Origin of the sequence: Methylobacter tundripaludum SV96 (assembly GCF_000190755.2) — a bacterium.
Classification (GTDB): Bacteria; Pseudomonadota; Gammaproteobacteria; order Methylococcales; family Methylomonadaceae; genus Methylobacter_A; species Methylobacter_A tundripaludum.
Genome location: NZ_JH109153.1, coordinates 170,959 through 191,874, shown reverse-complemented (window position 1 = coordinate 191,874; position 20,916 = coordinate 170,959). Strand labels below are relative to the sequence as shown.

Below are 20,916 nucleotides of genomic sequence, written 5' to 3'. Positions count from 1 at the left end.
TGACTATAGTAACTAATAACTACTCCATGGATATTACCAGAAAAATTCGTATCGGCGACCTGCTGGTTCAAAACCAGATTATCACTCAGGAACAACTCGTATCGGCACTCGCCGAACAAAAGAAAACCGGGAGACAGCTGGGGCGCACCCTGATCAATTTAAACTTTGTTAATGAAACAGAGCTGCTTAATTTCCTGTCACAGCAATTAAAAATCCCGTTTTTGGATATTTCACAATATCCCCGCAAGCCTGAAATCATCAAACGATTGTCTGAGGCATTAGCGCGACGTTTCCGTGTCTTGCTGCTGGAATATAATGAATTCGATGTCCTGTTGGCGATGGCGGACCCTACCGACTTGATGGGACTGGATGAATTAACGCGTGTTTTGAAAAAAACCATCCGCCCTGTCGTAGTCAGAGAGTCGGATTTGTTATTGGCGATTGATCAGTCCTATCGCCGTACTGATGAAATCGATAATCTGGCTGAGCAATTGCGTAGCGATATGTCGGAAGATGACAATATCGATCTCAATTTACTATTGACTTCAGCCGATGCAGCCGATGCCCCCGTTGTAAAACTGCTGAAATCAGTATTCGAAGATGCGGTAAAAGTGCGGGTTTCAGATATTCATATAGAACCGCAAGAACATAAACTGTATATCCGTTTTCGCGTTGACGGCGTACTGCATCAGCTAACTGAAGCCGACTTGAAAATTGCCACGGCGCTGGTATTGCGACTCAAGCTTATGTCCGGCCTGGACATCTCCGAAAAACGTTTACCGCAGGATGGTCGCTTTCAGATTAAAGTGCGGCAACAGTCGGTCGATGTGCGTATATCGACCATGCCGACTATCTACGGCGAATCCGTGGTCATGCGTTTACTGATCCAAAATGGCGAAGGATTTTCTCTGGAAAAACTGGGGATGCCGCCCGAGATGCTGGCGCGTTTTCGCAAGCTGTTGCATCGTCCTGATGGCATGATATTGGTTACCGGTCCAACAGGCAGCGGAAAAACCACCACTCTTTATGCCGCCCTCAGCGAACTCAACTCCACCGCCAACAAAATTATTACCGTGGAAGACCCGGTCGAATACCGTCTGCCCGGTATTAACCAGGTGCAAGTCAACGAAAAGATCGATCTCGACTTCGCCAGGGTGTTGCGCTCCGCCCTGCGTCAGGACCCGGACATCGTTCTGGTCGGCGAAATGCGCGATCATGAAACCGCGCAGATCGGCCTGCGTGCCGCTATGACCGGCCATTTAGTGTTATCAACGCTGCATACTAACGATGCCGCCAGTTCGCCAATTCGCCTGATTGATATGGGAGTCCCCCGGTTTATGGTCGCCATGTCCTTGTTGGCAGTCATTGCCCAGCGGCTGGTGCGGGTGGTCTGCGCGAGTTGCATCCAACCGGCCATACCGGAACCCTTCGAACAGACCTGGCTCAAACTTGAATTGGGTGATACCCTGGATCAGCACAGCTTTGTCCGGGGCAGGGGCTGTACCCAATGTAACGGCACCGGCTATCAAGGCCGTGTCGGTATTTACGAGCTGCTGGAAATGAATACCAAACTTACCGATGCGGCCAATAATCATGACACCCATGTTTTTATCAAACTGGCACGCCAACAAATGGCAGGAAAGACCCTGCGCAGTAATGCGGTAGCGATGGTCGTTGCCAAGCGCACTACAGTTGCAGAAGCCATGCGCATCAGCAATCAGTTTGAAGAATAGTTGCTATCAACCAATCACTTAAAAGTACAAATGCCATTTTTCTCATACAAAGGCCGAAACAACAAGGGCGAGCTGGTAAAAGGGGTCTTGGAGAGCCTTGATCGTAGCGCACTGGCAAAGCACCTGCTTGGTATCGATATTACCCCGGTCGAAATTCTCCCCGCTTCGGCGCCTTCTTCCGCGAACAACCTGTCCATTAATCTGTTTGAAGAACGTATAGAGCCGATTGATGTCATGATGTTCAGTCGGCAGATGTACACCCTGCTCAAGGCGGGTATTCCTATCATGAGTGCTCTGAGTGGGCTGCTGTCCTCGACCAAAAACAAGGCATTGGTCAAAGTAATTTCCGAGATTTGCTCAAGTCTTGATAGCGGTCGTGAATTGTCCGCCGCGCTCAACCTGCACCCGAAAGTGTTTAACGGTTTTTATGTCAGTATGATACGCGTCGGCGAAACCACCGGTATGCTGGACAAAGTATTTATGCGTCTGTTTGATCACATTGAATTTGAAAAGTTTATGGGTGAGCAGATCAAAGCAGCTTTACGCTACCCTACATTTGTCATGATTGCGATGATCGTGGCGGTTGTCGTCATTAACATATTCGTTATCCCGGCATTCGCTAAAGTCTTTCAAGGTTTGGGAGCAGAGCTACCTTTAATGACACGCATTTTATTGACGTGTTCTGATTTTATGGTGACCTCGTGGCCTTATTTGTTGTCCGGTCTCGTTGGGAGTGCGTTTATGTTTCACTCATATATCGCATCAGACAAAGGCAGGTATCAATGGGATAGCTTCAAATTAAGAAGCCCTATTGCCGGGCCCATTATTCATAAAGCAACTTTGGCACGTTTTGCCAGGAGTTTTGCCCTATCCAGTAAAAGCGGCGTACCCATCATGAGCACGTTAAATCTGGTGGCGCAAACCGTTGATAATGATTTTATTGCGCAAAAAGTGGAACAAATGCGTGCCGGTGTTGAACGTGGCGAATCCATTTTGCGCACAGCAACCAATACCGGTGTTTTTAACCCCTTGGTACTACAAATGATTGCTGTTGGCGAAGAATCTGGTGCATTAGATGACTTGATGGAAGAAATTGCCGATATGTATCAGCGCGATGTTGAATACGAAATTAAAACCTTGGGCGCCAAAATCGAGCCGATTATGATTGTGTTTCTGGGCATACTTGTGCTTATTCTGGCCTTGGGTATTTTCTTGCCAATTTGGGATCTTGGTAAAGCGTCGATGCATAAAAACTGACCATGAAGCTAAATGTTTTTCATTTTGCAGTCGCAAACTTATTCAACTTTGCAATCTCCAACGCCATTATCGCCATACTGGTATTCACGGTGCTGTCGAACATTAACCATGCACAAGACCAAGTTGAAGTGTCAATGATGGAAACCGACGTGGCTAACATACGTTGGGAGTTACGGGAGCTGTGGGCTCACCGTAATGCGACCGGGCAATCGATTGCCGGTAGCGAGATAGATGATGCCAATCCGTTGAGACTAGTGAATGAAAGGCCGAAAAACTATAGCGGCGAGTATGCAGAAGCGCCGCCGGAGGCTGAATCCGTCTGGTATTTTGATACTAAAGCCAGGCGTCTGGTTTACGTTTTTAGCGATGGTCACCAGGCTCGCTATCGATTGACCGGCACCACTAAACTTAACAGGGCGTCATTGGGAGCGATGGGCGGCATAGATTTGGTGCTTGAGTAAGTTGAAGTGGCGCGAACGTAACCCAATATTGAGCTAATATAAAGAATCTTAATATCACCGCTTAGCGAATGCGTAAACTAGTGCTAGAATTAAAACTGTGACCCCGTTCAGCAAATATTAAAATCTTTAATGACACCAAACTGTGCGAACGCAATTAAAAAATGAATAAATCAAAAGGCTTCACCCTGATTGAGTTGATCGTCGTCATCGTCATTCTGGCCATCTTGGCGGCAGTGGCATTACCGCGTTTGACCAATTTGCAGCTTGATGCCCGTATTGCCAAACTTAATGCGGCGCGCGGCAGTGTTGCAGCAAGCTCGGCGATGGTTCATGCCACCTTGTTTGCGCGCAATGGCAGGGCTGATACGGCCGTGTGCCCTGGCGGCGGCGGCACGGCTGATAATAAATCCTCCGGTGCAGGTACCCTGTGTAGCGAGGCGGGTATTATTAACCTGGTTAACGGCTATCCCGCGGCTACCTCAATCGGCACAACGGGTATATTGACCGCCGCAGGACTGACCACCGTATTTAATCCAAACCAGACCGAATTGCAGGCAGAGGGGTATGACTATATCTCGTCAGGGTCGGTAGCAACTTTTCAAGTGCGTGGCGGCAGTTCCTCCAGCGCTTGCTCATTTACCTATACCGAACCCGTCGCCAATGCCGCGCCCATTATCAGCATTATTACTACGACAGGCTGTTAGCTTCACTCCCTATCGGCAATTGTCGATAGGGTTGGGGGGTAAACCGAATTTATACTTAATACCATGAACATATTGAATCAAATTCTGCTGCAGTCTGCGCTGATGTTTTTTTGGAGCGGCAGTATTGTGGGTATTTTGGTGGGGGCGGCAATGCTGCTCAAGCCTGAACAGTTGATGCGCTTGAATCAACAGATTTCCCGCTGGATTTGCACTGAAAAAATCGCCGTGCAGTTTGATTGTCGGCGACGGGTAGAGCCTTTTATCTACCGGCATCATCGGTTGATGGGAGCGGCTGTACTGATCGGGGCTGTGTTTGTGTTGCACACTTTTCTGTTTCGCTACAACCTCAGATTTATTTCAACCTTGATACCGAAGAACTACTGGTGGTTGTCGGACGCCCTGGTCACAATGCTACTGATCGGTAGTGTACTGGCGGCGCTGATTGGCGGCATCGTGCTGACCAAACCCAGCCTGCTACGCGATATTGAGACATCGGCCAATCGCTGGATTTGCACTGAACATGTGTCGTTCTGGATCAACAGCAAACATCATTTTATCGAACAGTTCTTCTTCCGCTATCACCGGTTTTTTGGTGCATTGATCCTGACCGCCAGTCTATATGTCCTTGTCGTGCTCAGGTATTATTTATTTTGTGGGGAAGGGGAGTGGGGGAATTTGTAAATTTTCATTTATTACGCTATGCTAACACAAGGGCTGAGGTCCTAAAAAGTATGGGCTGCGGCCTTAGGTTATTAATAATAAAGAGATAATTATGAACACACAATTTAGACAGGCTCAATCCGGTTTTACCTTAATCGAACTGGTTGTTGTTATCGTGATTTTGGGTATTCTGGCAGCGACTGCATTACCGAAATTGCAAGGACTTGATGTAGACGCTAAGCAGGCAGTGGTAGCCGGAGGGATTGCCGCATTTCAATCAGCGGCTGCAATTAGCTATGCAAAAAACCGAAGCTCTTCTACAAAGGCAGCTATAGACACCACTACCGCATTGACGTCGCCTGATGTAACCTTTTCAGGCACATGCCCGAGTCTCACAGCTACATATGCTGGTTCTAACGCTCCCACTGGAACTCCGTTTAGTGTTGACACCGCTCTTTGTAGTGGCTAATTTTTTTGAAATTCGTTTCAATTTTAAAAAGGGCGTTCGCGCCCTTTTTTGTCATTAGCGCATTGCTTTGCTTATTGCAGGCATCTCGCTACATCGATTTTTTTTTCTGGTGGTTAGGGCTATGCTTATTGGTGGTATTGGCCAGGCAGCAACAAGAACGGCTTTCGCTGACATGGATTAACGCCGCATTAGTCGGGTTTTGTCTGCTGCTGCTCATTAATGCGTTGTACCTCAATCCCGCCTACTACGCCGGCGGTATCTATTTTCCCGCTACACTGTTGATTGCTTTTATTGCCGCTTCGTGCCGCTCTGTCTGGTTGACGCAAACAGGCTTTAAGATATTTTGTGCGGTTATTGGGCTGATTGCTGTTTGGGCGCTGGTGCAATGGCTGACCGGCTGGGGATTTTTGGGTAGAAAAAGTGCGCGCGCGCAGGCGCTGTTTGCAACCCCTAATATTCTGGCGACGGCGCTTAATCTCGGTTTGATGCCGGTTCTTAGCTATTATCTGTTGGGCCGTGGCGGGCGCGGTGTGTACGGGCTGACGCTGTTGCTGTTTGCAGGACTGCTCACAACGCAAAGTCGTGGTGGTTATGTAGGTTTGCTGTCCGGTGTTTTGTTTTTGGTAACTTTAGTTGGAAAAGCCGAAGTAGTGGCGCATTGGCGACGCTACCGCAGAGTAGCTGTTGGATTTCTCTCTGTTTTGGGTTTTTTTAAACTTTATGCCTGGTTAGGGCTGGCCAGTTGGAGCACGGATGCTGTTTTTGCCACACTCATGTATGGCGATACCTCAGATCGTTGGGAAATATATCAGGTTGCCTGGAAGGGACTAGCCGAACATTTGTGGTTGGGGATCGGTTATTATAACTTCGGTTATTATTTTGAAGCCCATAAAGTACCGCCCTTTCTCGATAGGCGCATAATTTTCGTTCACAATGACTATCTGGAGTTTGCACTGGAAACCGGCCTATTAGGCTTGGGTTTGTTTTTGTTACTGATTGTTGCGGTGTACGGACAATTGTTCAAATTCCGTCAGCAGGCAATGGCCGGGCAGCGCTTGCCGCTTATCCTGTCTGCGGCAGCCATTACTTCCATGTTGGCTCATGCGTTGGTGGACTACCCTTTTTATATTCCGGTGTTGATGGCTGTTTTTGGCGCTTATCTGGGTATTATCAATCAACAACTCATCGACATGGGCGCAACTCATTGGCAGTTGCCGAAAATGTCGATGCAATATTTTTTAGGTTTGCGTTCCGGATTTATCGGCAACGCGCTGGTGATGGGTTTGCTGGCATGGTTGGGCTTACCCGCTTTTGCCTTGGTTGCAGCCAATTACAGTTCGTACCGATTACTGGCTGGAGACGCACAGCAAGCCTTGCTTTGGAGTGGCGTTGCACGGACTTTGCAGCCGCGAACTGCCGGCTACTACTGGAAAGAGGGCGTCATTTGGCGGGATCAAGGCGTTGCCCAGAATAGGCCCGATCTGTTGGAAAAAAGCAATGTTATTTTTAGCAAAGGACTTGAAGTTAACCCTTTTGAAGTCAATAATTTGCTGGAGAAAACAGCCCTGCATCGCCAATACGGAACCATGCTTAAACAACCGGCTTCACATCAGGACATCATGACTTTGATTAATCAAGCCAAAAGTCTGCAACCGCATCCGGATGTTGTTCAAATGGAATACGTGCGTTGCCTGGACTTTGTAGGCGAGCACGCTAAAGCCATTGAGCAAGCCAAGGTGCTTGCGCTTAAACGGCCACAATTCAAAGCGGCACAACGATTGTTTGAATCGGTGTCGCATGAGTAGGCGGTGCAACGGATTTTCGCTGATAGAATTGATCGTGATAATAGTTATCATGGGTATACTGACAGCCTACGCCGCGCCCCGACTTAACTTTGCCGGCCATGCGGCCAGCGACTATGCAGAGATCGTCAAATCTTCAATTAGACTGGCGCAGAAACTGGCTATTGCTCATCGGACGACGCACACAATAACTTTTCCGGTTAATCCTTGTAACGGCTCTTCTGTAAATGGACTGCGAGTAGCCGGTGAACAATGCGACCCTTTGCCGAATGGCGTCTCCGTAAGCGGCCTTGGCACTGTGACATTCAATGGTCTTGGCCGGCCTAACGTGGCTACCGTGACAACCATTACCGTGTCCGGCGGGGATGTAATCAAGGTAATATGCCTCGAACCCGAGACAGGATATGTCCATGAAGAAACAGCCTGCTAATTTTCCTGAGGCTGCCCGGCAAAGAGGCGTAACGCTGATAGAGTTGATTATATTCATGGTCATCGTTGGCGTGGCGATGACGGGGATTATTTCTTCGATCAATTTCAACGTACGGCATTCCGCCGATCCGGTGGTCAAAAAGCAGGCACTGGCGATTGCTGAAGCGTTGCTGGAAGAAATCGAGCTGATGCCGTTTACCATTTGTGATCCCGACGACCCCAATGTCACGACAGCAACCACGGCGGCAGGTTGCACAGGGGGGGGCTGACGGTGCGAATGACGAAAGTCGCTTGGTGCTCGGTCAGCTTGGTCCTGAGGCTGGCGAAACGCGCTACGCAGCCCCTTTTTTTGATAATGTCAGCGACTATAACGGATTCAGCATGGCGTCAGGGGCTATCATGAATATTGCCGGTAACAATCTTGGCTTCAACGGCTATACCGCCGCCGTGGCCGTTGTTAATAAGGCAATAAACGGTATTACTGCTGCCAACTCGCTGTCGATCACCGTTACTGTCACCGGTCCGCTCAACACGACCGTGGTGCTCGAAGGTTACCGCACCCGCTATACGCCACGGGAGCCCTGATGATGCTATCCTGCAACCGCAGCCAATCCGGATTTACCCTGATTGAAGCCGTCATGGTGATAGTCATCACCGGAATACTTGCCGTCTTGGCGTCCAGCTTCGCCGCTCCCTTGAACGGCTATTTCGAGGCACTCGACCGCGCCGAACTTTCCGATGCGGCGGATACCGCTTTGCGCCGTATGGCGCGTGAACTTCGTACTGCTTTGCCTAACAGCGTACGGGTTAGCGACAGTTTTATCGAGTTTTTGCCGACTACTACCGGCGGGCGCTATCGCAAGGAACAGGATTGCAGTGCGGCCTGCGCAGGCGATATTCTGGATTTTGTGGCTGCTGATACCAGCTTCGATGTGATCGGCGCGCTGCCATCCGCTCCTGTAGCGGGACAAGAACTCGTGGTCTACAACACTACCCCCGCCTCTGCTTATGCCGGGGCTAATGTGGTGGCGCTGACTTCAACTGTCGGTGCCACCTGTACTCTGTCTACAACTAGAATATGCTTTAGCGGTGGTATGCAGTTTCTATTTGAGTCGCCCGGCAATCGTTTCCAGATCATTTCAGGACCGGTAACATTTGCCTGTATCGGAAACACCTTATGGCGTTATTCCGGTTATGCCAAACAGGCCGCACAGCCAACCGATATCACTATTGTTCCGCTCAGTGCCGCAACCAGCATTGCCCGGTTAGCAACTGGCGTTAACTGCGCCACCAGCAGTTTTGTCTATAATGCCGGGGTCACCCAACGCGCCGATCTTGTGGTGATGCGCCTCACCCTGTCCAACAACAGCGACAGCGTAACGTTGCTGCATCAGGTTCATGTCCAGAATGTGCCGTAACATGAAACAGCGCGGATTCAGCCTCATCATGGCTATTTTCCTGATCGTGGTATTGGGTGGTATCGCCGTGTTTATCGGCCGGGTGTCTATCATGCAGCACCAAAGCAGCGCACTGGATGAAGAGGGTGCAATGGCTTATCAGGCGGCGCGATCGGGGATTGAGTGGGGAGTTTATCAAGCTGTTAGGGGGGTTAACTATTGTGTACCATCGCCGGCTTCCTCTCAATTTGTCCTTCCGTTGGCAGTACCAACGACGCCTTTAAGTACTGTCAACTACACCGTGACAGTGACATGCGCCCGGACGCCAGCAACTGAAGGCTCAACTGTAATCAATATGTACCAAATTACCGCCACCGCGATAAATGCCAGTGTCGGGAGATTTTTTGTTGAACGCCAATTAACCGCAACCGTAACGCAATGATTTTAATCAATTGTGTCGTGGAGTTGCCGGGTAGGGCAGCGGTTTAACAAATTAGAACAATGACCGATGATGAATTAAAATCGTCGGCAACCGCAAGGCGATAAGTCTCCGCATAATAAGAACCCATGAGAATTGCACCTTCTGCAGCACAAGTCATCAAAGAAACTGCAAGCACTGTATTTGGCAAGCGAGTTGCCGTATGGTTATTTGGATCGCGTTCGGATGATGTCTTAAAGGGTGTGGACATTGATCTGTGTATCGAAATTCCCCCGGAAGACTATGCCTACGCCAAGAAGTTGCGTTTTGGGGGCGAGCTGGTAAAACGATTCGGTGGTCAAAAAATAGATATTGTTATGAATAAAATAGATGCACTCCCGCGATTGCCTATTTATGATGCTTTAAGCGCTAAAGAAATCAGGCTGGGAATGAATTTTTCGAAAAAGTGAAGTCGGCTGTTTCCGAGCAGGAAAAAAACATCCCTATTTGCCACGCGCTGGAAAAGCTCAAGCTTTATCTACCCGTCGGTTGGGAACATTGGGATGATAAGGATGTTGTTGAATATATTGATCAGATAGTTTTTCGTTTCATGAAGATACAGGAGGGCATTGGGCGGCGATCGATTCCACTAATTGTCGAGACGATAGATGCCGAGACGTCGGAGATGACTTTTATCGACAAACTTAACAAGCAGGAAAAATCCGGATTAATGGATTCCGGGCGAATGGCATACCTGCCGAAAAATACGTAACGATTTGACGCATACTTATCCTGAAGAAAAAGCGGCATTGGTTTGGTTGCGGCTATCAAGGAAACCGTTGCGATTATTCCACGAATTTAAGAAACTTATCATAAAGTGCGGCGTTTTTGCTAAGAAAAATCGAGTAATGAATAGCTGTCGACCAGCGCAACTCGAAACAACAAAGTGCAACTGACAAATACAGAATAGCCAAGAGAGTAAAAATGCATAACATAATGGTTTGGAAAAATAGGATCTGTTTCAGTTTGTTTTGTTTGCGCCAACGACCTCTGTTTGCAATGTGTGTCATGAGTATTGGTAAATGTTTGGTATGGAGTTTAAACCCCGTCCCGCTTAGCGCTGTAGGGCGGTTTCGCGACAACAAACCGCCGCACATGCACAGCACCGATGACAGCCTGTCGCAGATGAGGTGGATTGCCTGTCGGCGAATCCACCTTACAGTTTTGCTGACGACTGTTGGTTTCGCGTCGCTCCTAGTTCCGTATATTGCCATTGCCGACACGCCCATCACGCTGCTGGAAAGCTACGCGGGCAACGTAAGTTATGTCGGCACACAGAAAACAATACGAACTCGGTCTAATACGTCTAACGCCTGTTCGGTTGTCTCAACTGGTACATCTACAAGTGCGACACTCGCCGGTATTCCTGCTTCAGCGACTGTCCAGAAGGCTTATCTTTATTGGGCGGGGTCGGGTGGTACACCTGATTATACGGTAACTTTTGAAGGAACCTCTGTTACCGCCAGCAGGCAATATACCTCGGCTTCGACAGGCTACGATTACTTCAACGGGGTGGTAGATGTCACTAGTGCGGTGACAACGAAAAGAAACGGCACCTATACTTTTTCCGGATTGACTGTTGATAACACCGACAATACCCAAGCCTATTGCAGTACAGAAGCAGTAGTTGGCGGTTGGGCACTACTGGTAATCTATTCCGACTCATCCGAGACGTTTCGCGTGCTTAACCTTTATGAAGGGTTTCAGTATTACCAGTACAGCAGCATTACGCTGAATGTCGGCAATTTCGAAATTCCCACGCCTATCGGTTCGTCCACCGGCAAGCACGGGCACATCACTTGGGAAGGTGACCCCACACTTTCGGGCGGCGGCGAGGATCTCACGTTCAATAGTACAGCACTCACTGATGCGAGCAATCCCATCGGCAATCAGTTCAATTCGGTGAGTAATATCAACAGCGATAGTAATTCTTATGGGGTCGATTTCGATGCCTATACGCTGTCTTCTCCCATCATTCAGGCCGGGCAGACTACGGCCAGTACTGTATATAGCTCCGGACAAGATTTGGTGCTGTTGTCGGCTGAAATCATCGCCGTACCGAATACCCCGGTGGCAGATCGCGCGGTCACGATGGCCTTCAATGGCGCCATGGCGCGTGGACAAACGGTGACCTATACCATCAATGTCGTCAACAACGGACCTAATGCCGAGACCGGGCCGATCACGGTGACCAATACGCCGCCTACCGGACTTACTTATACCGGTGCGTCCGGCACTGGCTGGGTTTGCAGCTCCCCCTACACCACCTGTACCCGTACCGGCAGTCTGGCTAGTGGCGCGTCGGCTGGCGCGATTACGCTGACCGCCACTGTCGCTGCCAATGCGACCGGAACGCTCACCAATACTGCAACCGTAGCGGGAATTCTGTTCGACAATCAGGCGAGCAACAACACGGCTGCCAATTCTCAGGCCGTGCAGGCTGCCGATCTTGCGACCACGATGGCTTTCAGTGGCAGCATGGTACGCGGACAGACGGTGACCTACACCCTCAACGTCATTAACAACGGACCCATTGCCGAGACCGGGCCGATCACGGTGACTAATACGCCGCCAGCCGGACTTACATATACCGGTGCGTCCGGTATCGGTTGGGTGTGCAATGCCCCTTATACCACCTGCACACGTAGCGGTAGTCTGGCTAGTGGCGCGTCGGCCGGTATGATTACGCTGACCGCCACTGTCGCTGCCAATGCGACCGGAACGCTGATCAACACTGCACTCGTCGCGGGAACTCAGCTCGATAATGTGGCGAGCAACAACACAGCTACCAATTCTCAGGCCGTGCAGACCACCGATTTGTCCTTGGCTATTGTTCGGGGTGGGGGGTTATTGCAGGGGAGCAACGCTACTTATACTCTGACCGTGAGTAATGCCGGTCCGTTAAGCGAGTCTGCCGGGGCGGTTACTGTCACCGATACCTTGCCTACTGGGTTGACCTTTGTTTCGGCTACCGGCACCAATTGGACTTGCACGGCAGTGGTGGTTTGTACCTATAACAGCAGTCTTGCCGGAGGCGCATCGGCACCGACGATTACGCTGACTGTGGCGGTGGCCGTCAATGCGTCCGGCACCATTACCAACAGTGCTACGGTAGCCGGGGGACAGTATGACAGTAATCTTGCTAACAACACTGCCAGCGACAGTTATGCGCTGTCGCCGGGCGCCTATGCCTACTACAAAATGGACGAGGCGAGCTGGAACGGAACGTCTGGAGAGGTCAAGGACAGCAGCGGCAACAATCGCAACGGTACTGCACTTAATAGCATTACAACGGAAGCTACTCCAGCTGGGGGGGGTAAAGGCGATACCTGCCGCGGCGCCACTATTCCTCAGAACTCAAGCGCAACAACGCAAAAGGCAGTGGATACCGGAATTGATGTTAATAGCCTGGGTAATCAGGGCACTATTGCCTTTTGGTATAAGAGCAATACGGCTTGGAACTCCGGAGCGACTTCCGATGATCGTACTTTGGCCGATGCGAGTAATACTAACTCGACTCAATTCTTCATTCGACTGATGAAGACTGGTCGGATCAGATTTCAACTTGATAACTCCGGCGGCAGCTCTCGAAGTATCGATTCGAATCAATATGCAACAGCGGCCGGAACCTGGGTGCATATTGCGGTGACTTGGAGTTTAACCGGGGGCAGTGGTAATCAATTCATGCGATCCTATATTAACGGCGTACTAGAGCAAGAGTCTATAAACACCAATATCACCTCTAATTCGGGTTGGCAAAGCCTGCTGATTGGCGATACCAGAAACGGTAATTCGACCAACTATTCGGCGAACGGTGTAATCGATGAAGTGTCCCTTTATAATGGTGTACTGACGGCAGCTCAGATTACGACCATCAAGAATGCGACGCACAGCTGCTTTGCTTTTGATCACTTGCAGATCGAACACGATGGCGAAGGCTCGAATTGTGCTGCCGAGAGCATCACGGTAAAGGCGTGCGCCGACGTTACATGCAGTTCGGCGATTACGACCGGCGGAATCACTGCGAGCTTGCAGCCATATGGTACTGCCGTCAGCATAGGGACGAGTGGGTCGGCGCTTTTGTCGGCGACCCCATCCACTACTGGTACTAACACGCTCAGCTTAACATCAATTTCTCCTACTCCTGCGAATGCGACAGTAACCTGTTTGAATACGGCGGCCAATATTGCCAGCTGCAGTATGGTCGTTTCGGCTTGTCCGGGAGGCTCTAATTTCAATTGCCTCGAAACCACGATTACACCCTACAGCAGTGGAACTGCGAGGCTTTATACCAAGCTGGCAGGAACCCCGTTCAGTTTTGATGTGGTTGCATTGAACTCCTCGGGTGCAGTCGAAAGCAATTATGTGGTTTCCGGGGGTACCGCCAAGAATGTTACCGTGGAACTGTTCGATGACAATACACCGGCCGCCTCTTGTTCCGCTTATGCAAATCCGGTTGCAACCCAGACGCTGAGTATTGGCAGTGCCAATTTGGGGCGTAAAACTACGGCCAATTTCAGTGTGGCAAATGCTTACAAGACATTGCGCTGCCGGGTGAGTGATGCCAATGTAGTATCCACCGTTTACGGCTGTTCTTCCGATGATTTCTCGGTGCGTCCACAACAGTTCACACTTTCCACAACGACTGCGCTGAATCCATCAACCAACAAGCTTGCGGCAGGGGAGGACTTCAACTTGACGGTTCATCCTGGCGTGACAGTTGGTTATACCGGAACACCGGTAGTTAATACCGCGAGCGTCGTCGATCATGTTTCGAATGCCGTTAGCACTGCGGAGTTAACCTGGAGCAATTCGGGTTCTACAGCAGCTTCAGGTTTTCCGCAGGCGGCTGGTAGCAGCGTTAGCAATAACTTCCAATATCTCGACGTTGGCACGATCACATTCAATGCCGACGCTGTGACCGATGCAGCCTATACCGGGGTTGATCAAAGTAATGATTGCGTCACTGGATCAACCTCGAACACCGGCAACAGCAACGGCAAGTATGGTTGCACTATCGGCAGTTCGGCACTGGGGCCGCTTGGACGTTTCTATCCCCATCATTTTGCAGTAAATGCAAGCTTCACTCCCGGTTGTGCAGGCGGCTTTACTTATATGGATAACGACGCGTTGGGCATTGTTCTGGATGTCACAGCACAGAGCAAGACTGACACCACTGCAACACGGTATGTGAGTTCATCAAGTGCTTATGTTCCAGTTTCCACTCTCGGTATAAAACTTCTTAATGGCGCTAGTACGACCGATTTGCTATCCCGGCTCTCGCAACCGGCAGTACCTGCACGCAGTTGGACACTAGGCGTTTACACGGCAGACGATACCTACCGCTTCGATGCCCGGAACGCAACAACCCCGGTCATAGATGGTGCCTATGATAGTGTAAAGATACGGACGACAATTACCGATGCCACGGACAGTGTTCAGATCACAAAACTCAACGGTACGGCTGTCTCTCCAGGGGTTTCAAGCGTTGATTCGTTAACCACTATAGTGCGTTTCGGCCGTCTCAGCCTGCAAAATGCTTATGGTTCTGAGTTACTGGATTTGGCTATGCCGTTAACGGCTGAATATTGGAATGGTAATGGCTGGGTAAAGAATGCCGTTGACCAATGCACAACTGGTATTTCCCTGACAGCAACAGATCCGATTGCAGATGATGGGCTAGTGCCAGCAGAATTATTTGTTTGGGATACCGGTGTTGGTAGTGGTAATAGTGGTCTGGGTTACTCTGTGGCTGGCACAAGTGCTAATCAGTTTCATGAACCACCGCTATCTACTGATGGTGGGAATTTTAATTTAAATTTTAGAGCTCCCGGCATTGGTAATGCCGGCGCACTGGATATTACGGCGACGGTACCTGTCTGGATGCGGTTCAACTGGGATGGTGTGGATCAGGGCGGTGACGGCAATTTGTTCGATGACAATCCCACCGCCCGCGCCACCTTCGGCATCTACAAAGGCAACAGTAAATTTATTTACATCCGTGAGCTTTATTAATGCGAGGTACGAGCTTAAAACATCGCCATTGCTATTGGTTTGTTACGATCCATTCAGCTTGGAAATTCAAATTTGCCGTTGACTAAAAGCTCAATTAAACTGGCCGAAACGGAGAATAATAATTAAACAAAAGGCGTGGGCCGGTAATTCCGGCACAAAGAACACGCGGCTTTTACTGGGCTTCGTATCCAGTCTACTTGGTCCGCGTATCTGACATTTTTCATAAGGTGTGCTTTAAGCACTATCCATAAGGAGAATACCATGGCACAAAAAAAAGATTATTTAAAAGGCCAGTTTGACAACGCTGTTTCCTCCATTATTAAAGGCATCGATCGCGATGTGGAGCGGGGCGAAGATGCCCTGATGTTGGGGCTTGGTATCGTTATGTTGTCTTCCACTTTCGCACCTGTCGCGCCGCCGAGCATTCTGCTGCCTCTGGTGGCGCTTACTTTCGCTATTTCGGCGGGCTTTGCCCGGATCAATTATCACAACATGGAGCGGAAACTCCTGGAATCCATGGCTCAGCTTGAGGGGCATGAAAAGATCATCCTGTATCCGATTGCTGCTGTTTTTGCCGACTATCCGATGCATTCTTTGGCGGAGTCGTTTAATCCTTTAAAAAACCTGAAACGAACATGGAAAAGTGCGTTGGGCGGAATCCTGATTAATCCGCTATGGATGCCCATTTTTTATGTGATGGGTATGCAAATCATTGAAGAAAAAAATCTGGGTATTTTGAATCGGGCTATTATCGGCGTTGAGCAAAAAATCTCTTCTTTGTCTTCTCTGGTTTAGCTGTGGCTGGGTTGATCCGCATCAATTTAATCCAGCGCAAAATGGGCTTTATAATATGCAGGATATCAGCGGGTTTAAAAAATTGTTAATGACCGAAGCAGTATAATCTCGTAAAATTACCTCAGTTTTGTTTTTTTACAACGGGATGAGTCCGTAAGGGTTCATCCCGTTTTGCACATTTGAGGTGACGTGTTTGACTAGGTCTGCTTTATTGGTTTTGGAAGATGGGACGGTTTTTAACGGTGTAGCCATAGGTGCAGATGGGTGTTCCGTGGGTGAGGTTGTTTTTAATACGGCTATGACCGGGTATCAGGAAATTCTCAGTGATCCTTCTTATGCCCGACAAATTGTGACATTAACCTATCCTCACATTGGTAATGTCGGTACGACGGACGAAGATGATGAGTCTGTCGGCGTTTTTGCCAGTGGCTTGGTGATCAGGGATTTGCCGTTGTTGGCCAGTAACTGGCGCAGCACTAAAACCTTGCAGCAATATTTGCTTGATAATAACGTCGTCGCTATTGCCGATATTGATACCCGACAATTAACTCGTCTTTTGCGTGACAAGGGCGCACAGCGCGGCTGCATTATGGCGGGTGAGTCGGTTGATGTGGACGCGGCAAAGAAAGCGATTGAAGGCTTTCCAGGGTTAAAGGGGATGGATCTGGCTAAGGAAGTCACGGTCGATCGGCCTTATGAATGGACTGAAAATATCTGGCATTTGCAAAATGGACATACGCAAGCTGAAAATTTGACCAAGCACGTTGTGGCTTATGATTTTGGCGTTAAACGCAACATTCTTAGGTTACTGGCTAATCGCGGTTGCCGTGTCACGGTTGTTCCTGCAACAACACCGGCTGAAACAGTACTGGCAATGAATCCTGACGGGGTTTTCCTGTCCAATGGCCCCGGCGATCCTGAGCCGTGTACTTATGCCATTGAGGCCATTAAAACCATTCTGGAAAAGAAAATCCCGGTATTCGGTATTTGCTTGGGACATCAGTTATTGGCTTTGGCCAGCGGCGCGAAAACTGAAAAAATGAAATTCGGCCATCATGGCGCCAATCATCCGGTTCAGGAAATAGCTACGGGCCGGGTTATGATCAGCAGCCAGAATCACGGGTTTGCGGCTAATGAAGCTAGTCTGCCTGACAATGTCGTAGCGACTTATCGTTCATTATTCGACGGCAGCTTGCAGGGCATCAAGCGGACGGATTGTCCTGCGATGAGTTTTCAGGGGCACCCGGAAGCAAGTCCCGGTCCTCATGATGTGGAGGCTTTATTCGATGATTTCATCGAGATGATGGAACAAGTAAACAAATAAGTAGGTCGGGTTACGACTGCATGGATGCAGGAGGTAGAGTAATGCAGGAGCAATTACCGAGCGTAGCGTAACCCGACAATCGTGGGTTACGCTACCCAGCCTACATAACTAACAGCAATATAAATGGTAACGCATACAACATGCCAAAAAGAACCGACATAAAATCGATTTTATTACTGGGGGCGGGCCCCATTGTTATTGGTCAAGCCTGTGAGTTTGATTATTCCGGCACGCAAGCCTGTAAAGCACTGCGGGAAGAGGGCTATCGCGTTATTCTGGTAAATTCCAATCCGGCAACGATTATGACCGATCCGGATATGGCCGATGCGACCTATATCGAGCCTATCGACTGGCAAACCGTAGAAAAAATCATCGCTAAAGAACGCCCCGATGCCATATTACCGACGATGGGCGGACAAACTGCGTTGAATTGCGCGCTTGACCTTGACGCCAACGGTGTTTTGGAAAAGTACGGCGTTGAGATGATCGGCGCTACCAAAGAGGCGATTAACAAGGCCGAAGACCGTGAGCTGTTCAATCAGGCGATGCGCAAAATCGGTTATGAAGTGGCAAAGTCGAAAACCGCACATTCCATGGAAGAGGCTTTGGCTGCGCAGCAGGAAGTGGGTTATCCGACCGTTATCCGTCCTTCATTTACGATGGGCGGCAGCGGCGGCGGCATCGCGTATAACAAAGAAGAGTTTGTTGAAATCTGCGAGCGCGGCCTGTATTTGTCGCCAACCAACGAGTTATTGATTGAAGAATCGGTGCTGGGCTGGAAAGAATACGAAATGGAAGTGGTGCGAGATTCCAAGGACAACTGCATCATCGTCTGTTCGATTGAAAACTTCGACCCGATGGGCGTGCATACCGGCGATTCGATCACCGTAGCGCCCGCGCAAACCTTGACCGATAAGGAGTATCAGATCCTGCGTAACGTCTCTCTGGCGGTGTTGCGCGAGATCGGCGTCGATACCGGCGGTTCCAACGTGCAGGTCGCCATTAACCCGAAAGACGGACGGATGATCGTTATCGAGATGAATCCGCGCGTATCGCGTTCGTCTGCGTTGGCGTCCAAGGCAACCGGTTTCCCGATTGCTAAAGTGGCGGCAAAACTGGCAGTAGGTTACACGCTGGATGAATTGAAAAACGAGATTACCGGCGGCGCAACACCGGCATCGTTTGAGCCGACTATTGATTACGTAGTCACCAAGGTACCGCGTTTTACCTTTGAAAAATTCCCGCAAGCGGATGACCGTTTGACCACGCAGATGAAGTCTGTGGGTGAAGTCATGGCTATCGGCCGTACTTTTCAGGAATCACTGCAAAAAGCCCTGCGCGGCTTGGAAATCGGCATCAGCGGTCTCGATGAAATTATCGATTTGAACCGGGAAGACGCGCGGGAAAAAATGCAGCGCGAAATGCGCCATCCGGGACCGGATCGTTTGCTTTATGTCGCCGATGCGTTCCGTAGCGGCATGAGTCTGGAAGACGTGCATGAGGCCAGTAAAATCGATCCCTGGTTTTTGGCGCAGGTTGAAGATTTGGTCATTACTGAAAAGTCATTGTCGACTAAAACCCTATCGACCTTGAAAGAAGGTGAGCTATATAAATTAAAACGCAAGGGTTTTTCCGATATACGTCTGGCCAAATTGCTGGATACGTCCGAGTCTGAAGTCCGCAATGTACGGCATAAACAGAACATTCGCCCGGTTTATAAACGCATAGATTCCTGTGCCGCCGAGTTTTCGTCCGACACGGCTTACTTGTATTCGACTTACGAACAGGAATGCGAAGCGCGGGTTTCCGACAGGGAAAAAATCATTATTCTCGGTGGCGGGCCTAACCGTATCGGGCAGGGGATTGAGTTCGATTACTGCTGCGTACATGCCGCGTTGGCATTGCGAGAAGACGGCTATGAAACCATCATGATCAATTGCAATCCTGAAACGGTTTCTACCGATTTCGATACCTCGGACCGGTTGTATTTTGAGTCGTTAACGCTGGAAGATGTGTTGGAAATTGTTCATATTGAACAACCCAAAGGCGTGATCGTGCAATATGGCGGCCAAACGCCGTTGAAACTGGCGCGCGCATTGGAAGCGGCGGGCGTGCCCATTATCGGTACATCGCCGGATTCGATTGATTTGGCTGAAGACCGTGAGCGTTTCCAGAAGTTGCTGGAAAGACTAAATTTAAAACAGCCGCCCAATGCAACGGCCCGTTCTGTCGAACAGGCGATTAATGCGGCAAAAGAATTGGGTTATCCTTTAGTCGTTCGGCCTTCTTATGTTTTAGGCGGTCGGGCTATGGAAATCGTCTTCAATGAAGAGGGTTTGCAGCGTTATATGAAAGAAGCGGTCAGCGTTTCCAATGATTCGCCGGTATTGCTGGATCGTTTCCTTGACGATGCTGTCGAAATGGATGTTGACGCCATTTATGACGGGGAGCAAGTGTTGATCGGCGGTTTGATGGAGCACATCGAACAGGCGGGTGTGCATTCGGGAGACTCTGCGTGTTCGCTGCCTCCGTATGAATTAGCGCCGGAGCTTCAGGATAAATTGCGTGAGCAAGTGACCAAGATGGCCGAAGCGTTGGGCGTTGTGGGTTTGATGAATACCCAGTTTGCTATTCAGGGCGAAGATATTTACGTGCTTGAAGTTAATCCACGGGCTTCGCGTACCGCACCTTTTGTATCCAAGGCGACCGGTTATGCGCTGGCTAAAATTGCGGCGCGTTGCATGGTCGGACAAACTTTGGCACAACAAGGCATTACCAAAGAGCGCATTCCTGATTATTATTCGGTTAAAGAAGCGGTGTTTCCGTTTGTTAAGTTTCCAGGCGTTGACCCTTTATTGGGGCCTGAAATGAAGTCGACCGGTGAAGTGATGGGGGTGGGCAAAACTTTCGGTGAAGCTTTTGCTAAATCTCAGCGTGCTGCCGGTGTCAACTTGAATCATAGCGGCAAAGTGCTGATCAGTATTCGCGATGCGGATAAAGCAAAAGCGCCTGATGTTGCCAGAATGCTGGTCGATAAGAAGTATGAAATTGTTGCTACCGGTGGGACGGCAAAGTTTCTTAAAGACGCAGGTATTCCTTGTGAAGTGGTTTATAAGGTTAACGAAGGTCGCCCTAACACGGTTGATATGATTAAAAACGATCAGATTCAGCTGATTATTAATACGACGGAAGGCAAGAAAGCAATTTCGGATTCATTTACCATGCGCAGAGAAGCCCTGCAGCACCGCGTAACTTATTACACGACCATGGCCGGAGCAAGAGCGGCCTGTTACGCGCTGGGTGAATTGGATGCAGGCGATGTGAATTGCTTACAGGATCTGCATAAGAGTCTGGTTTGAGGCAAAAGACTAAAGGCTAAAAGAGCGGCGACT

At 49.5% G+C, this 20,916-nt stretch carries 18 protein-coding genes; all 18 read left to right on the top strand.

Annotated features, from left to right (window positions below; all coding sequences use genetic code 11):
• The first annotated feature begins 26 nt into the window (after positions 1–26).
• Positions 27–1,733, top strand: a complete 1,707-nt coding sequence (locus tag METTU_RS13880) for a GspE/PulE family protein (protein WP_006892358.1) — start codon at positions 27–29, stop codon at positions 1,731–1,733.
• Positions 1,734–1,763: 30 nt separating this feature from the next.
• Positions 1,764–2,990: a type II secretion system F family protein gene (locus tag METTU_RS13875; protein ID WP_006892357.1), complete on the top strand. Its 1,227-nt coding sequence runs from the start codon at positions 1,764–1,766 to the stop codon at positions 2,988–2,990.
• Between the two features lie 2 nt (positions 2,991–2,992).
• Complete coding sequence (locus METTU_RS13870; RefSeq protein ID WP_006892356.1) at positions 2,993–3,451, top strand: hypothetical protein; 459 nt, start codon at positions 2,993–2,995, stop codon at positions 3,449–3,451.
• A 161-nt stretch (positions 3,452–3,612) separates the two neighbouring features.
• Positions 3,613–4,155: a prepilin-type N-terminal cleavage/methylation domain-containing protein gene (locus METTU_RS24845; protein WP_006892355.1), complete on the top strand. Its 543-nt coding sequence runs from the start codon at positions 3,613–3,615 to the stop codon at positions 4,153–4,155.
• Positions 4,156–4,218: 63 nt separating this feature from the next.
• Positions 4,219–4,836, top strand: coding sequence for a hypothetical protein (locus METTU_RS13860; protein WP_006892354.1), 618 nt, complete (start codon positions 4,219–4,221; stop codon positions 4,834–4,836).
• Between the two features lie 91 nt (positions 4,837–4,927).
• Positions 4,928–5,284: a type II secretion system protein gene (locus METTU_RS24840; RefSeq protein ID WP_006892353.1), complete on the top strand. Its 357-nt coding sequence runs from the start codon at positions 4,928–4,930 to the stop codon at positions 5,282–5,284.
• Between the two features lie 5 nt (positions 5,285–5,289).
• Positions 5,290–7,089 carry an O-antigen ligase family protein gene (locus tag METTU_RS13850; RefSeq protein WP_006892352.1) on the top strand — a complete coding sequence of 600 codons (1,800 nt, stop codon included), beginning with the start codon at positions 5,290–5,292 and terminating at the stop codon, positions 7,087–7,089.
• Entirely contained in the window at positions 7,082–7,516 is a 435-nt protein-coding gene (locus METTU_RS24980; RefSeq protein WP_006892351.1) for a prepilin-type N-terminal cleavage/methylation domain-containing protein, read from the top strand. Before METTU_RS13850 ends, METTU_RS24980 begins: the two co-directional genes overlap by 8 nt.
• Positions 7,497–7,784: a type IV pilus modification PilV family protein gene (locus tag METTU_RS24060; protein ID WP_050897791.1), complete on the top strand. Its 288-nt coding sequence runs from the start codon at positions 7,497–7,499 to the stop codon at positions 7,782–7,784. The genes METTU_RS24980 and METTU_RS24060 overlap by 20 nt, the downstream gene beginning before the upstream one ends.
• 130 nt (positions 7,785–7,914) lie before the next feature.
• On the top strand, positions 7,915–8,100 hold the full coding sequence (locus METTU_RS24055) for a hypothetical protein (RefSeq protein ID WP_217182907.1): 186 nt from the start codon (positions 7,915–7,917) through the stop codon (positions 8,098–8,100).
• Positions 8,100–8,933, top strand: coding sequence for a prepilin-type N-terminal cleavage/methylation domain-containing protein (locus tag METTU_RS13835; protein ID WP_006892348.1), 834 nt, complete (start codon positions 8,100–8,102; stop codon positions 8,931–8,933). The genes METTU_RS24055 and METTU_RS13835 overlap by 1 nt, the downstream gene beginning before the upstream one ends.
• Position 8,934: 1 nt before the next feature.
• Positions 8,935–9,354 carry a hypothetical protein gene (locus METTU_RS13830; RefSeq protein ID WP_050897789.1) on the top strand — a complete coding sequence of 140 codons (420 nt, stop codon included), beginning with the start codon at positions 8,935–8,937 and terminating at the stop codon, positions 9,352–9,354.
• A gap of 125 nt (positions 9,355–9,479) precedes the next feature.
• Complete coding sequence (locus METTU_RS13825; RefSeq protein ID WP_006892344.1) at positions 9,480–9,800, top strand: nucleotidyltransferase domain-containing protein; 321 nt, start codon at positions 9,480–9,482, stop codon at positions 9,798–9,800.
• Positions 9,797–10,102, top strand: a complete 306-nt coding sequence (locus tag METTU_RS13820; RefSeq protein ID WP_006892343.1) for a hypothetical protein — start codon at positions 9,797–9,799, stop codon at positions 10,100–10,102. The genes METTU_RS13825 and METTU_RS13820 overlap by 4 nt, the downstream gene beginning before the upstream one ends.
• A gap of 821 nt (positions 10,103–10,923) precedes the next feature.
• Positions 10,924–15,405, top strand: a complete 4,482-nt coding sequence (locus METTU_RS21835; protein ID WP_050897787.1) for a LamG-like jellyroll fold domain-containing protein — start codon at positions 10,924–10,926, stop codon at positions 15,403–15,405.
• A 261-nt stretch (positions 15,406–15,666) separates the two neighbouring features.
• On the top strand, positions 15,667–16,200 hold the full coding sequence (locus METTU_RS13805) for a hypothetical protein (RefSeq protein ID WP_006892338.1): 534 nt from the start codon (positions 15,667–15,669) through the stop codon (positions 16,198–16,200).
• A gap of 193 nt (positions 16,201–16,393) precedes the next feature.
• A complete protein-coding gene (gene carA, locus METTU_RS13800) occupies positions 16,394–17,524 on the top strand; it encodes a glutamine-hydrolyzing carbamoyl-phosphate synthase small subunit (protein WP_006892336.1) in 1,131 nt (376 codons plus the stop codon).
• A 140-nt stretch (positions 17,525–17,664) separates the two neighbouring features.
• Positions 17,665–20,883: a carbamoyl-phosphate synthase large subunit gene (gene carB / locus METTU_RS13795; protein ID WP_006892335.1), complete on the top strand. Its 3,219-nt coding sequence runs from the start codon at positions 17,665–17,667 to the stop codon at positions 20,881–20,883.
• Positions 20,884–20,916 lie beyond the last annotated feature (33 nt).

What these genes read in the sequence shown, in the direction of transcription:
- METTU_RS13880 (WP_006892358.1), top strand. Translation starts at nt 27, where the DNA reads ATGGATATTACCAGAAAAATTCGTATCGGCGACCTGCTGGTTCAAAAC.
- METTU_RS13875 (WP_006892357.1), top strand. Translation starts at nt 1,764, where the DNA reads ATGCCATTTTTCTCATACAAAGGCCGAAACAACAAGGGCGAGCTGGTA.
- METTU_RS13870 (WP_006892356.1), top strand. Translation starts at nt 2,993, where the DNA reads ATGAAGCTAAATGTTTTTCATTTTGCAGTCGCAAACTTATTCAACTTT.
- METTU_RS24845 (WP_006892355.1), top strand. Translation starts at nt 3,613, where the DNA reads ATGAATAAATCAAAAGGCTTCACCCTGATTGAGTTGATCGTCGTCATC.
- METTU_RS13860 (WP_006892354.1), top strand. Translation starts at nt 4,219, where the DNA reads ATGAACATATTGAATCAAATTCTGCTGCAGTCTGCGCTGATGTTTTTT.
- METTU_RS24840 (WP_006892353.1), top strand. Translation starts at nt 4,928, where the DNA reads ATGAACACACAATTTAGACAGGCTCAATCCGGTTTTACCTTAATCGAA.
- METTU_RS24980 (WP_006892351.1), top strand. Translation starts at nt 7,082, where the DNA reads ATGAGTAGGCGGTGCAACGGATTTTCGCTGATAGAATTGATCGTGATA.
- METTU_RS24060 (WP_050897791.1), top strand. Translation starts at nt 7,497, where the DNA reads ATGAAGAAACAGCCTGCTAATTTTCCTGAGGCTGCCCGGCAAAGAGGC.
- METTU_RS24055 (WP_217182907.1), top strand. Translation starts at nt 7,915, where the DNA reads ATGAATATTGCCGGTAACAATCTTGGCTTCAACGGCTATACCGCCGCC.
- METTU_RS13835 (WP_006892348.1), top strand. Translation starts at nt 8,100, where the DNA reads ATGATGCTATCCTGCAACCGCAGCCAATCCGGATTTACCCTGATTGAA.
- METTU_RS13830 (WP_050897789.1), top strand. Translation starts at nt 8,935, where the DNA reads ATGAAACAGCGCGGATTCAGCCTCATCATGGCTATTTTCCTGATCGTG.
- METTU_RS13825 (WP_006892344.1), top strand. Translation starts at nt 9,480, where the DNA reads ATGAGAATTGCACCTTCTGCAGCACAAGTCATCAAAGAAACTGCAAGC.
- METTU_RS13805 (WP_006892338.1), top strand. Translation starts at nt 15,667, where the DNA reads ATGGCACAAAAAAAAGATTATTTAAAAGGCCAGTTTGACAACGCTGTT.
- carB (WP_006892335.1), top strand. Translation starts at nt 17,665, where the DNA reads ATGCCAAAAAGAACCGACATAAAATCGATTTTATTACTGGGGGCGGGC.